This window comes from Wolbachia endosymbiont of Anurida maritima, from assembly GCF_042182995.1.
Taxonomy (GTDB): Bacteria; Pseudomonadota; Alphaproteobacteria; order Rickettsiales; family Anaplasmataceae; genus Wolbachia.
The window spans coordinates 1,239,700-1,252,698 of the sequence record NZ_CP102058.1 but is presented as its reverse complement, the minus strand read 5'-3'; the positions used below and the strand labels follow the sequence as shown (position 1 = coordinate 1,252,698).

9 protein-coding genes and 1 tRNA gene are annotated in these 12,999 nt (G+C 34.9%); 6 read left to right on the top strand and 4 right to left on the bottom strand.

All coding sequences use genetic code 11. From position 1 onward, the window contains the following. The first annotated feature begins 14 nt into the window (after positions 1-14). Genes NOX90_RS06690 through plsY form a run of 3 tightly spaced genes read left to right on the top strand, consistent with a single transcriptional unit; the run spans position 15 to position 3,417 of the window. The gene (locus NOX90_RS06690) at positions 15-1,358 is read left to right on the top strand and encodes an alanine/glycine:cation symporter family protein (RefSeq protein WP_375604002.1); all 1,344 of its coding nucleotides are present in this window, start codon (positions 15-17) and stop codon (positions 1,356-1,358) included. A 1-nt stretch (position 1,359) separates the two neighbouring features. After that, positions 1,360-2,826, top strand: coding sequence for an alanine/glycine:cation symporter family protein (locus NOX90_RS06685; protein WP_375604001.1), 1,467 nt, complete (start codon positions 1,360-1,362; stop codon positions 2,824-2,826). Positions 2,827-2,838: 12 nt separating this feature from the next. Next, positions 2,839-3,417 carry a glycerol-3-phosphate 1-O-acyltransferase PlsY gene (gene plsY, locus NOX90_RS06680; protein ID WP_375604000.1) on the top strand — a complete coding sequence of 193 codons (579 nt, stop codon included), beginning with the start codon at positions 2,839-2,841 and terminating at the stop codon, positions 3,415-3,417. Here plsY and NOX90_RS06675 read toward each other — a convergent pair. From NOX90_RS06675 to NOX90_RS06665, 3 genes are all read right to left on the bottom strand, one after another. Next, positions 3,408-5,285, bottom strand: a complete 1,878-nt coding sequence (locus NOX90_RS06675; protein ID WP_375603999.1) for a hypothetical protein — start codon at positions 5,283-5,285, stop codon at positions 3,408-3,410. The genes plsY and NOX90_RS06675 overlap by 10 nt on opposite strands. 52 nt (positions 5,286-5,337) lie before the next feature. Beyond that, positions 5,338-6,234, bottom strand: a complete 897-nt coding sequence (locus NOX90_RS06670) for a cation diffusion facilitator family transporter (RefSeq protein WP_375603998.1) — start codon at positions 6,232-6,234, stop codon at positions 5,338-5,340. 26 nt (positions 6,235-6,260) lie between these two features. Further along, a tRNA-Val gene (locus NOX90_RS06665) sits at positions 6,261-6,333 on the bottom strand. A 243-nt stretch (positions 6,334-6,576) separates the two neighbouring features. On the opposite strand from NOX90_RS06665, the gene NOX90_RS06660 reads away from it, so the two are divergent. From NOX90_RS06660 to NOX90_RS06650, 3 genes are all read left to right on the top strand, one after another. After that, a complete protein-coding gene (locus NOX90_RS06660; protein ID WP_375603997.1) occupies positions 6,577-10,149 on the top strand; it encodes a peptidase M2 in 3,573 nt (1,190 codons plus the stop codon). A gap of 140 nt (positions 10,150-10,289) precedes the next feature. Next, positions 10,290-10,664 carry a GIY-YIG nuclease family protein gene (locus tag NOX90_RS06655; protein WP_375603996.1) on the top strand — a complete coding sequence of 125 codons (375 nt, stop codon included), beginning with the start codon at positions 10,290-10,292 and terminating at the stop codon, positions 10,662-10,664. Between the two features lie 161 nt (positions 10,665-10,825). Next, the gene (locus NOX90_RS06650; protein WP_375603995.1) at positions 10,826-11,716 is read left to right on the top strand and encodes a hypothetical protein; all 891 of its coding nucleotides are present in this window, start codon (positions 10,826-10,828) and stop codon (positions 11,714-11,716) included. Positions 11,717-12,198: 482 nt separating this feature from the next. Here NOX90_RS06650 and NOX90_RS06645 read toward each other — a convergent pair whose 3' ends face one another. Next, on the bottom strand, positions 12,199-12,996 hold the full coding sequence (locus NOX90_RS06645; RefSeq protein WP_375603994.1) for a phosphoribosylformylglycinamidine synthase subunit PurQ: 798 nt from the start codon (positions 12,994-12,996) through the stop codon (positions 12,199-12,201). Between the last annotated feature and the right edge of the window lie 3 nt (positions 12,997-12,999).

Genomic DNA, 12,999 nt, shown 5'->3' with positions numbered 1-12,999 from the left:
AAACAGAAAGCTGCATGATTTTGAAGATAAGTGAACTATTAAATTCATTTCTGTACATAAAGATATTCAACATTCCATTTATAATTATTTGGGTAATTGCAACTGGAATCTTTTGTACTGCCCAGTTCAAATTCATTAACTTTAGGTTACTTAAATATGGAATACAGACGCTATTCAGTCTAAAGTGTAATAGCAATAACAATGGCATAATCACTCATATTCAAGCGTTTGCAACAGTAATTTCAGGAACAGTTGGTCTTGGAACAATATCAGGAGTTGCAATAGCNATCACAATAGGGGGCCCAAGTGCAGTTTTTTGGATGGTAATTACCGGAATACTTGGTATGTCGATAAAGTTTGCCGAGGTGGTGCTTGCATTCACCTATCGCTCTGAAAATACAACTGGTGGTGCTTTTTATTACATGGAATACGGGCTTGCAAAGATTGGATTTGCAAAAACTGGTAGATTTCTTGCCTTCACTTATGCGATTATGCTACTTATTGCAATGATTTTGGGCGGTATACCATTTCAAGCAAATCAAATAGCAGCATTGTCAAATAACCTCTTCGAATACAACGCATCCATCATTATATCCCTGCTTGTCTTCATTGTAATATTGGGAGGAATAAAGCGCATTGCTTTCGTTTCAACGAGCTTAGCACCAATTATGATAGTGCTATATGTGGGTATGTGTATATATTTAATTTATATAAACGGAAGTAACTTGCTGAATGCTTTATCCATAATATTTCAAGATATCTTTAATAAATCAGCTATAGGAGGCGGAGTATTGAGCGGATTAATAGCCGGAGTGAGAAGATCAGTGTTTGCTAACGAAGCAGGTACCGGAACAGCAGCTATAGCACATTCAGCTGTAAAAGAGGAAGATCCAATTAAAGTTGGTTGCGTTGCAATGATTGCACCACTTATAGACACAATATTAATCTCATTTTTGACCGGTATCGTGATAATTATCACTGGTATGCACAGCACTGATAACGTGGGTGATATTATACTAATTAGTTCGTTATTTTCAACAGCTTTGCCCTTGTTTAGCAAGTTAGTTTTTCCGCTAATGATATTTTCCTTTGCATTTTCCACAATAATAGCTTATTGTTACTACTGTGAAGTTGCTTTGCTGTACTTATTTGGTAATAAAAAAATACTGATACTGTTTCAAATTCTTATAGTGATTTCAGTGTATATTAGTTGTATGTCAAAAAATATAGAATTTATATCTTACCTAGGTGACAGTTTGTTCATGTGCCTTATGATTCCAAATGCTGTTGCAATATATCTACTGAGAAGGGAAGTTTTGAATACAATAGATTCTTATTACAATCCTAAAGGGTATTAACATGATTTATAGATTACTTTATATGGTGTTATTTTGCCTATTGTTTAATGATGTGTACGCTGCTTCAGGTTTTTACGAAAGTTATGATGCTGTGTTGAGTGGAGTAAATAACTTCATGAATGAAGTGCTGTTTTTCAAGATCTTTTACGTGCCATTTATAATTTTTCTACTAGCTTTTGGGTATGTGTTCCTAACATTGCGTTTTAAATTTCTCAACATAAGAATGTTTAAGCACGCGTTCGCTATTTTATGTGGAAAATATGACACAGATCATCACGATGGTCACATTACGCATTTCCAGGCATTTATAACTGCACTTTCAAGCACAGTAGGCCTTGGAACTGTTGCTGGTGTTGCAATTGCAGTTTCAATGGGAGGGCCAGGAGCGGTGCCTTGGATGATAATCACAGGTTTTTTTGGTATGTCAGCAAAATTTGCCGAAGTGACTTTAGCATTTAGACATAGAACAGAAGATCAGGAGCAGTTGTTTAGTGGTCCCTTTCAGTATATAAGGAATGGTCTGGAGGAATTTGGATTTAAAAGACTTGGTATTGTTCTGGCTGCTATGTATGCAGTATTTTTTATATTATCAGGTCTTGGTGGAAGTGTAGCGTTTCAAACCAACCAAATGGTCTCAATATTATCTGGCTATTCAAGTTGGGTAGATGGTCACCCTTGGTTTCTTTCTTCCATAATATCTGCGCTGCTTGCTCTGGTAATTATTGGCGGAATTAAAAGGATAGCTAAGATATCTTCCGCATTAGTACCTATTATGTCGCTTATATATATACTCAGTTGCCTTATTATTATTGCATTTAATATTCATAACCTTGGTTATACGTTGAAAATATTATTTTCCACTATGATAGATTTCAATGCTGTTGGTGGAGGGATAGTAGGTGCATTTGTTACCGGAATCCAAAGAGCAATCTTTGCCAGTGAAGCAGGTGTTGGTTCTGCCTCAATTACTCATGCAGCAACTAAAGATGAAGAACCAGTAAGAACAGGGCTTGTTGCAATGATAGAGCCGTGTTTTGATACAATGCTCATTTGTTGTTTAACAGGAATAACAATAGTAATAACAGGCGCATACCAGACTGATGTTGGTAAGGGAATATTGATCACTCAAAAGGCATTTGAAACAGTTTCTCCTTGGTTTCCTATACTTTTAACCATAGCTGCACCTTTGTTTGCATTTTCTTCGGTAATTTCATTTGTATATTGTTGTGAAATGGGGTGGCTATATTTATTCGGTGCAAAAAGTATAGTGATATATCGCATAGCGGTAATAATTGTGGCGTTTTTTTCTGGTCTTTCTAAAGACATAATGGCTATTGCCAATATCGGTGGAACTTTGTTCTCTTGTTTAGCTCTCATCAATATGACAGCGCTTATACTGTTTAGTAATCAGATTAACGATGAAGTCCAGTGCTACCTAAAAAGGCTGAGGAATAATAAAATTAATTAGGTTCTTGGTATAATGGAAAAGCATGTAGTCCTTATACTATCCTACATACTCGGTTCAATACCGTTTAGCTTAATCATTACAAGAATAAAAGGGATAAACTTAAGAGAAGTAGGTTCAGGAAACATTGGTGCTACAAACGTTGCAAGGACGGGAAATAAATTTCTTGCTGCTTTGGCATTATTTCTGGATTCCTTTAAGGGATTTATTGCCGTTTATATAGCACAACAATTTTGTGATAATAACGATTTTTATATATATGTATCTGCAATTTTAGCAGTTTTAGGACACATGTTTCCTATTTGGCTAAAATTTAAAGGAGGCAAAGGAGTTGCAACAACTCTGGGAGTGTTGATAGCGTTTAACATACCTGTGGCATTAGTGTTTATATTTGTTTGGCTAGCAGTGTTTTTTACCTTTCGATATTCTTCCCTTGCTTCATTAAGTGCTACCTCAACGGCTGTAGCATGGTCCTTTNTTTTTCAGAGGAATTTGTTCTTAACATTACTAATTATAGGAGCACTGGTCTTCCTAAAACACCACAGAAATATTGTGAATCTTCTGCAAGGTAAAGAGTATAAATTTTATAGATAATGTACTGCCAAATTATTGACACTTAAACTACGAGACAAATTGCTTGACGGTATGATTTTGTCCTCTTTGTTTAAGTCTATGATTTTTGCTTTTGTTATATTTTCTACTTCTTGAGGTGTTAAAAGACCATCTTCAATGAATTCCTTTTTTGTTTCTCTTATTTTTTCATAAAGTTGAGTAACGTGATCTTTATTTCCTTCATATACACTTTCAATTTCTAACTCTAGCTTATGTGAAGCTCCTTTTTTTAACATTTCATCCATTGCTGCTTTTGTTACTTTTAACCTTTCTTGCAAAATTTTCTTTATTTTTTCCTTATCATTTTCGTTGTTTTTACTGAGTTCTACATATACCCTATAACATCTTTTTTCTCTTGGGAGCATTCTTAACCCATCTAACATGCTAATTATCTGACCTTCAATAGTTTTTTCAGCTTTCAACTCAAATTCCTTCACTTCTTCTTCTATTATTTTATCAGCTATTCTTTTAGCTCCATCCAAAGATGAATCCTTGAGAGAAAAATCTGTCTTGAGTAAATTTTGGTTTAAAAGCTCTAGAAAGACTTTTTCTCCGATGTTTTCGAGTAAACTTTCTTGGTCACCTAAACCATGCTCCTGCAGTTTATTTCTCATGTGCTGAACCAGCTCAAAACATTGTAATTTATTTAACCCTATAGAGCTAATATTTTTCATCAACGTCAGCACAATTTGTTCGCTATATTGAGAAGTAAAATTCAGTAATTTTCTCATTAAGGGAACACTTACTTCTGAGATGAAATCATCAACTATTTTTTGACTTTCATTGTCACCAGGATTGTTCTGAACCTTATACCAAGCATTAAAGATTTTTTTATTGTTTTTCTTGTTTTTTAACCTGTCTAACATAAACTCACGTGCTTTATTTTGTGCTTCTGAGAGCAACATTTCCCTTGGGGGAGTAAATCTAATTTCTGGATCAGGATGAATACCCTCTAGCGTGCTTAACATTCTATAGATAATACCGGTGAAGCAAGTGTTAGGAATTCGCTCTTTTCTAGAGAAAGTTTGGCTATCAAGCAAATTTGTAATTAACGCGTCTTTTTTATTTTTTACAGCTCCTCTATCTCCATCATTGCAGGCTCTCAGAACTAGAAGTAAAATCTGCCCACCTGTGAAACCAGAGCTATGCTTTTGATCATCTTTGCAAAAGTCATCTAAAAATGCAATTACTCTTCCTTTATCCTCATCACTAAACTCATATGAATTGTTTATATATCCAATGAATTGAATATATTCATCATTTTTGATTACGTCTTCAGGTACTTGTTCGCAATACTTACCTTTTAATTTATCAATATTTTTAATGATATCATCATTTAACTTATGAGGAAGCAAATGTTCAAGCTTAACATCAAAACTATTAACCATACCACGTAAATTCTCTTTTATACCTTCCAAAAAGAAATTTATAGAAGCTTTAAGCAGCGTAAATGGGTTAAAATCTTTTGGCCTTAGTTCACTCTGCAATAAAATTAATAGCATTGTAAGTGGTATAGTTCCCAGTAACGAAATAAGCAAGAAAGTGGTAGTGAAAGTTAGATATGTTATGAAAGCAGAAAACAAGAGGAAGGCTGCTACCTTGATTGTATTGTTTTTAAAAAATATTTCCCAATATTCCCTTTTGCTCATTTTTTGCTGTTTTGCCGTTTTTATTTCTTTGTAGATATAAAGAGTTTTAATTTCAGACCTGAAGAATATAGTACCAAGAGAAAAAAGAACATTAACGGGATTAGTGATAATGCTTAAAGAAACAAAAGTTGCAAAATAACTAACAAACTTTAGCTTGCTAGATTCCTTTGAAGGAAATTGTATTTGAGAAATACCTATCATAGCTTACCTTTAACATCATTGCATTCTAGTAATAGCATAATAATTTAAAACGTCAATGTTTAAGTATCTTATTATCCGCACACTCATCGTATTCGATCTCGACTGTAGAGTGTGCTATCTCGAACTTATCTAGCAATATTTTTTTTATTTCATACAAAATATTAGTGTGTTGCCCATTTTGCTTTATCTTGGCATGCATGGTAATTATAAAATAATTATCAGACAGCGACCATGTATGTATGTGGTGCACATCTATCACTTCAGGTAATTCTGATGTGATCTTACTTTTTATTTCCTCAGTAGATATCCCTTCAGGTGTGCCTTCAAGAAGTATGTGGCAAGAATTCTTTAGAATTTTGTAGCCACTATTTAAAATTATTACACTAACAAGTACTGACAAAATAGGATCTACTATTTGCCATCCAGTAAGCATAATAATTATGGATGCAAGTATAGCAGCTACAGAACCTAAGATATCTCCTATAACATGCAATACAGCACTTTTTATGTTTATATTGCTTTCGCATTTACTATGTAATATAAAAAAGACTATAATATTAGAGATCAGGCCAAGTGTAGCAATTACTAACATTACTTTCCACTCAACATTTACCGGAAAAATAAATCTTTTTATTGACTCAATTATAATGATTACTGCAATGAAGAATAAAGTTAAACCATTAACAAATGCTGCAATTATCTGCAACCGATGATACCCGTATGATCTTTGCAAATCAGATTTCTTAGCTGAAAATTTGTGTGCTAACCAGCTTAAAACTAAGGCAAAGAGGTCAGTAAGCATATGCCCTGCATCTGATAATAGAGCAAGCGAATGTGAAATTATTCCACCTACTATTTCCATAAGCATTGTTATCGCAACTATTATTATGGAATAGATTAAGCGCTTGGACTGCGCTACTGAGTGTTTACCGTTATGCACTGCTGTCATATAAAATCTTTTCATGAACAAAAACGTGGGTAACACAGGGTTCGAACCAGCGACCGCTTGCACGTCAAGCAAGTGCTCTACCAACTGAGCTAATTACCCATCGTGGTTTTAGTATAGTGCTTCAGCAGAATGAAAGTCAATAAACCACTTTGCTTTTGTCCTTGTCCAATGTGATTCCGGAATATAGCTGTATAGAACTTCAGCTATACCCTATATTTTTCACATAAAATTAACAACTTATATTTCTTCACTAAGATATAGATTATACCAATATGAAAATTCACACTTTTTTAGTAGAGATCACCTTATATTTGAAGAGTTAATAAATTAGAGGTTAGAATTATGTCGATCAATCAACAAATAAATAAAAATATAACTAAAGAAGAATATTTCAACAATAATGGCAAAGCGCCACATGTTATAGAAGTTAAAGACTTAAATATTAAAGTAGAGGTTTATTCTCATAATTTAAGAGCAAGTAAAGTTGCTAACATTGAAAGTGAGATAAAAGAAACAGCTGCTAATTTTAAAGACGCATTCGAGTTAGAACGCGGCAGTTCAGAACAAACATTTAAAATTTATATGTTTGATGACAAGGATGATTACACTCACCTTGGCGGAAGCGAGCGTTTCGGTTCTTACCTTGGAGATGAAGGTGGTAAATGTTACTACAAAGGGGAAGCTGATGTTTTTGCTGAAATGTATGTCTACCAACAAGGTGGCGTTCATAATCTTCAGCATGAATTTGCACATGGTTTGACTTACTTGGCTACAGGAGGTAAGCCTCTACCTACAGTATTAATGGAGGGAATTGCAGATTACTTTGAGCACCATTCAGACCACAAGTTCAATTCTCAAGGATCAAGTATCGACAAAACTGAAGCTGCAAATTTGGATTTAGATAAAATTTTAAGTTTAGAATATTCAAAGGATAGCGAAGCAAATAGCCTGGTTTATAAAACTGGTCATGCGTTGATAATGTACTTACAGGAAAAAGATCCTAGTTTACTAAAAGACTACCTAGATGCTTTATGTCAAGGTGATTCACATAAATCAGGAAATTTTCTAGATCAAATAAAAGGTCACAATGATGCCTTCANNAAGGCTGGCTGGCTGGCTTCTAATAATACGGAAACTGCTATGGAAGACATTAATGCCCTACAAGTTACAAAAGGAGATTTTATAGCAACTGGTCAAGAAATAGTGGGTGGAGAAATTAAAAATATATCCTACTATAGAGCAAATATAGAAAAAATGGATGGAGAAAACGTTGGAAGTTTTTCTCCTATAGAACACGTTGCATTTTATGATCTTGCTCGTGCTATAAATAGGGCAACAAATGATACACTTGATATATCAAAGGAATATCATTTCCTCAAGGTAATAAAAACTTCCGATGGACAGGATAAACTAACTTACTCTGACCAACAAGGTAATGAATATCAAAACAGTCAAGAGTATAAAATGCAAGCTTTGAGGATATTATCAAAATATGGTGAAGATCTAAGAAAATCTTACTATGATGGGAAAGAAGACTTAGAAAAAATACGTGCGGGCGAGCTAGAAGATTTGGATAAGCAGAAGAACATAGAATATGATGATGTGTTGAAAGGCCTGCGTGAACAGGAAGAAACACAGCGTCATGATGCATACGAGCAATACAAAAGAGGAGAGATCTCTTATGAGAAATTTGTAGAAAAATACAATTCAGCCAGCACTAATTATCATAGTGAAGATAAGAGATTATATAGTGCTACACAAGACAAATATACACAATTGAAAGATGCAATACTAGATAAGTATGAAAATTTAAAAAGTACCTTGCTTGATGAAACCATAAACACTGGCTTAGAACAAGTAAAAGCGACTAAGAACATCGATGTAGAAAAGATGTTAGAAGAGATGATCAATATCGATTCAAACTTGATAAGAGGTACAAATCATATTGACCTACAAGAAGGTAAGATTTTTTCTATGCAAGCTCATGGTCACGGAAATATGGGCGCACTTTCTATATATGATGGAAATACAAAACTTGGAGAATTATCGAGCGAATCAGGATTTTTTAAGCAAGTTGAAGGACAAACTCAAGAAACTTTCGTTTTTGAGGATATATTGCACAACTTAAATGTTTCATACGAAGGCGGTGCTTATATGGCTATTACAAAAGAAAATGGTCATCATAAAGCTTCTCTGATAGACGGCAGAACAGTTGAACGCGATGAATACTTTGATGAGGCGCATTTACATGAAAATGAATTGTTGCATCCTAGCACTGGACACATCCAAAAAGATTTAGATTCTCTGCTCCTTAGAGGTACCAGAATTTTGAATCATCAAGATTCAGAGCATGCTCAATATTCCGATGAGCAAAAAGCAAATGGAGTAATCGTGGAAAAAAGAACATTACTGGATAATAAGGGAACAGATAGGACAGACGACGATGTATATGAAGCTGTCGTAAAGCAAGGAGACGAGCACTTATACGAATTCAAAAATATGGGCTTCTATATTACTGAAGAGGTGAAAAATGAAAGAGGTGAAGTTATAAATGAAAGTAACTTGTTCATTCATGATCATGGAAAAAACGTAAGGTTTCACTTGCCAAGCAGTGTTACTCACCTAAAATTAGTGGAAAAAGATGGACAATATAAATTAGCACCATCTGATTCTGAAGGAAGAGAGTATAATGGCATACCAGATGAATATAGATATATAGATCCAATATTTGCACATGAATATGAGAAGAGAGATTATTCCCATAAACATGTAAATGTGGGCCTTATAAACTTAGAGAAATATGGCTCTGGTAAACTTTTTGCTATAAAGTACGATCCAAATGATTACCACATACCAAGAAACTCTAGCGGTGAAATAGTTAGAATAAAAGATCAAACATATTTCACTAAAGTAAAATTGTTTGATGGTGATGAAGAAATTGGAATGTTATCTAATAACTTCCATAACTTCAAAGGAAAAATATTCTTTTCTGCTGATTATAACTACAGTTATAACGACTTCCTAGCATCTGTTTCTCCTCAAGTTGAAATTGAGAACATGGAAAATGGAAGTAAAAAAATAACTTTCGATCAAGGCAGTGGCGATATCGGTGATACTAATAGAGGCTACACGGATTATCAGAGAATATTCACAAAAGAGAAACAAACTGAAAGTTCAGCACAACAAGCAAGTGTAGGTAAAGTTGATGCAGAAGTTGATACTTCACATAGAACTACTAATGTTATTGCACAAGCCGCTAAAGAACAAACTGTCATGAGAGAAGACGAAATGCAATCTGATCAGTCAATTTCATCACAAAGTTTAACAAGAACGAAAAGAGCATCTTTAGTGGAGGAGAAAGAGCAGGTGTTAAAAGACACAATCTTGAAAATAGGAAAGAGCTCTGATCAATTCTCGGAAGGGAAGCACAAGGCAAATGTAACCATAGATTATTACGACATAAAGGCCTTGTATGATAAAGCAGAAGGAGCGGAAAAGCAATCTGTGTTAAAGTTTTGGCACAAATTGGCTGAATCAGGATATAAGGTTGGTGCTTTGCCAGAAGACAAATACTATTTTGAAAAAGGCAAATTCGTAATCCACGATAGTGGCGCAAAGAAACTTATAGTGTTACCTGAGGATAAGGTATCCATCAAAATAATGAAGGATGGCAATCATTATGATTTAGCTATATCTAATAAGGAGGGCAAGGTAATAAGTAGTATTACAAGAATAGATGACTTAAACTATGAGTTGCTGTCAGATACAAACGGTTTCAACTTAGAAACACAAGATAGCACTATATTTTTAGGTCAACATAACGAATATAATCTTTATCTAGAGAATGGCTTTGCAAAAATGTTCGATTGCGCAAGCGACCACATTTACCACGACCACAACTCGGCCTACATCTAATACATACAAGGGAGGGCAGTGCCCTCTTCTTGTCATCCGAGTAGCTGACACTGATTTACTTTATGATGATGTCATGAAAGTAGCCTCCTTCTCCTGTCATCCCAGTGCTTGACACTGGGATCCAGTAAATTTTACTATATATGAAAAGTTATAAAGAGGGTATCATCCGAGTAGCCCCTCCCCTGTCATCCCAGTGCTTGACACTGGAAATTTATTTACTAGATATGAAAAGTTATTATGTTTATATACTTACAAGCAAGCACAATAAGGCTCTGTATATAGGTATAACGTCAAATTTAACTAAACGAATTTGGGAACATAAAAATAAAGTTATTTCTGGCTTTACATCAAAGTACAATGTGCAGAAATTAGTTTACTTTGAGGTATTTCAAGACGTAGGTTCAGCTCTGAACAGAGAAAAACTTTTAAAAAGCTGGAAAAGAGAATGGAAAATTGATTTAGTTGAAAGGGAAAATCCAAATTGGGCTGATTTATATGATGAAATTACAAAATAAAATGAGATCCCAGTGTCAAGCACTGGGATGGCAGGAGAGAGGACTAAGATGACAGGAGAGGGGACTGGGATAGCAAGAGAAGAATTCTGAAGCGAAAAGCCTCAAGGGAATTTTATGCAAAATCTAGTATTTACGGAATTTATACTATTTTCATGCACATTATGGTTTTTATAATTAACGGAGAGTGTGATATGGCGTTGAATGAAGAATTGCATGGTAAGACAGAACAAGATCTCATAGACGATGGTGATTTTATAAATGCTCTAGTAAGAAAGCTCACAGCAGGAGCTGGTGATAATGGTGTTTATACTAAAACTGCTGCCGATACTGCATTAGCAGGTAAAGCTAATACTGCAGCTCTAGATACTAAAGTTAACGTTACTGGTGACAATCTTCAGCTTCCTGCTTTCGTAGCAGCACTAGCAGTAGGAGCTGGTGATAATGGTGTTTATACTAAAACTGCTGCCGATACTGCATTAGCAGGTAAAGCTAATACTGCAGCTCTAGATACTAAAGTTAACGTTACTGGTGACAATCTTCAGCTTCCTGCTTTCGTAGCAGCACTAGCAGTAGGAGCTGGTGATAATGGTGTTTATACTAAAACTGCTGCCGATACTGCATTAGCAGGTAAAGCTAATACTGCAGCTCTAGATACTAAAGTTAACGTTACTGGTGACAATCTTCAGCTTCCTGCTTTCGTAGCAGCACTAGCAGTAGGAGCTGGTGATAATGGTGTTTATACTAAAACTGCTGCCGATACTGCATTAGCAGGTAAAGCTAATACTGCAGACGTTTACACTAAAGGCATAGCGGATACTAGTTTTGTTAAAACTGATGGTACCAATGCTAATAATATATTAGCTAGATTAGCTGTTCCAACAGCTGATGATGTAGCTAGTGTACTTAGAGGAAATTCCACTTTCATAAATGCTATTAAAACCCATGCTAATGCTGAAGATGCAGGATTTCAAGGAGCTGTAAAGAACGTAATGTCACAACAGCATTTTGAGATTCCAGACGCAGCAGATGTTCCAATTTCTGTGGATTGGTAATCCAGCAAGTAGTCACGCTACTTGGATGACGTCATACGGTCCTCGGATGACGAAANAAAGGACTCGGATAACACCCTACAATGTCATTCCAGCGCGTGACGCTGGTTTACTTTATGATGGTGTCATCCCAGTACTGATTAGCTATAAAATTTAAGAAAATATTTAAGAAATTTACCAAATAAAAAAAAGGCAAAAGAAACCCTAGGGTAGCTAGTTATTCACTATCCATTTTTTAAATCGGCGTTTTTTGATGTTTTAAATAGCGTATTTCAGCTTGAAAACCTAGAAATTTGATAAAGACATAGAGTGCACATAGTGCAAAAAATTAAAAATAAGACGCCAAATACGTTGAGTTTTTTTTGTCATTTAATCTGTACAGAGAAGATAAATAAATAGCTTCAGTCTCATGATAAGGGCGCTGGCGAAGGAAGTTTTTATAATATCAGAGGATAATTTCGACCATAAACCCCTACCAATACATTTTAACAAAAATACTTCAGTGCATTTTCAAATATAAGCATTCCATCACCATATTTTGGCACAGCAACACCTAAACGCTTGCTCTTTTCTTTTTCAAGGGGCCAATTATCTTGCTGGGTAAAAAATATTCCCCTTTCTGGATGGGGCATTAAAGCCAATACTCTCCCACTTTTATCTGATAAAGCTGCCAGATCGTATGTAGATCCGTTTGGATTGTGAGGAAATTGCAGATTAGCATAGCTACTATTATCATCTATATAACGTAATGCTGTGCAATTTTTTTCGATTAATTGATTCAAAGTATCTTGATCCATAAAAAACTTGCCTTCTCCATGAGCAATAGGGAGATATAGTTCACTCAGGCCCCGTAGCCAAACAGAATTACTCTTTGAATTAACTCTCACTCTAATCCAACGGCATTGATAATTGCCTATATTATTATGGATTAAAGCTAGATTAGAGAACTCTGGAATTAATTTTACTAATATCTGACAACCATTACATATTCCTATAATCAGCTTGTCCTGAGATAAAAACTCTTGAAATTCATCCAACAGGTTGTTTTTAATGCGTAAAGCAAATGCATTACCAGCACCAGTGTCATCACCATAGGAAAAACCTCCTGGAATTGCAAGTATATTGCTTAATTTTAGTTCACCTGGATTATCTATGATATCGTTAATGTGAACGATTTTTACTTCAATATTACCAATACCAAGTTTTCTGCTGCATTCCATAAATGCAAATGCAGTTTCTTTTTCGCAATTTAAGCCATAACCAGATAGGACTGTGATTTTCATGAA